Source organism: Desulfocucumis palustris (genome assembly GCF_002933875.1).
Lineage (GTDB): Bacteria > Bacillota > Desulfotomaculia > Desulfotomaculales > Desulfocucumaceae > Desulfocucumis > Desulfocucumis palustris.
This window is the reverse complement of sequence record NZ_BFAV01000168.1, coordinates 1-1,204: the sequence shown is the minus strand read 5'-3', so window position 1 is coordinate 1,204 and position 1,204 is coordinate 1. Positions and strand designations below refer to the sequence as shown.

Genomic DNA, 1,204 nt, shown 5'->3' with positions numbered 1-1,204 from the left:
AAATGGCAAAGGCGAAATTTGAACGGAACAAACCGCACGTGAACATAGGAACCATCGGGCACGTGGACCATGGCAAGACCACCCTGACCGCGGCCATAACCACAGTGCTGTCCACCGTGGGCAAAGCCGCGGTAAAGAAATACGATGAAATCGACAACGCACCGGAAGAGCGTGAGCGCGGAATTACCATCAACACCGCCCACGTGGAATACGAAACCGACACCAGGCACTACGCGCACGTGGACTGCCCTGGCCACGCGGACTACGTAAAGAACATGATCACCGGCGCGGCGCAGATGGACGGCGCCATCCTGGTGGTATCCGCCGCGGACGGCCCCATGCCGCAAACCCGTGAGCACATACTGCTGGCCCGCCAGGTGGGCGTGCCCTACATCGTGGTATACCTCAACAAGGCGGACATGGTGGACGACGCGGAACTGCTGGAACTGGTGGACATGGAAGTGCGGGAACTGCTCTCCGCCTATGAATTCCCCGGAGACGACATCCCCATCATCACCGGCTCGGCGTTAAAAGCCCTGGAATGCGGTTGCGGCAAACGTGATTGCGAATGGTGCAAGAGCATCTGGGAACTGATGGACGCGGTGGACAACTACGTGCCCACACCGGAGCGGGACATAGATAAACCGTTCCTGATGCCGGTGGAAGACGTATTCAGCATCACCGGCCGGGGTACCGTGGCCACAGGCAGGATCGAGCGGGGCGCCGTAAAGGTTGGCGAAGAAGTGGAAATAGTGGGATTGCAGGATAAACCGCGCAAGACCGTGGTAACCGGGGTGGAAATGTTCCGCAAGCTGCTGGACCGCGGAGAAGCCGGAGACAACGTGGGATGCCTGCTGCGGGGCGTGGACCGCAAAGAAATAGAGCGGGGCCAGGTATTGGCCAAACCCGGCAGCATCAAGCCGCACACACACTTTAACGGAGAAATATACGTACTGACCAAGGAAGAGGGCGGCCGTCACACCCCGTTCTTTAACGGATACCGTCCGCAGTTCTACTTCCGCACCACCGACGTAACCGGCGTATCCGAACTGCCGGAGGGAGTGGAAATGGTGATGCCCGGAGACCACATCAAGATCAACATCAAACTAATCACTCCCATCGCCATAGAGGAAGGTTTGCGTTTCGCCATTCGTGAGGGCGGCCGTACCGTGGGCGCGGGTGTGGTTACCTCCATTATTGAGTA

General features: G+C 58.6%; 1 protein-coding gene. It reads left to right on the top strand.

Going from position 1 to position 1,204, the window contains the following annotated elements; all coding sequences use genetic code 11:
- Nucleotides 1-2 precede the first annotated feature (2 nt).
- On the top strand, nt 3-1,204 hold a 1,202-nt coding region (gene tuf, locus DCCM_RS16655; protein WP_104373516.1), incomplete at its 3' end, for an elongation factor Tu.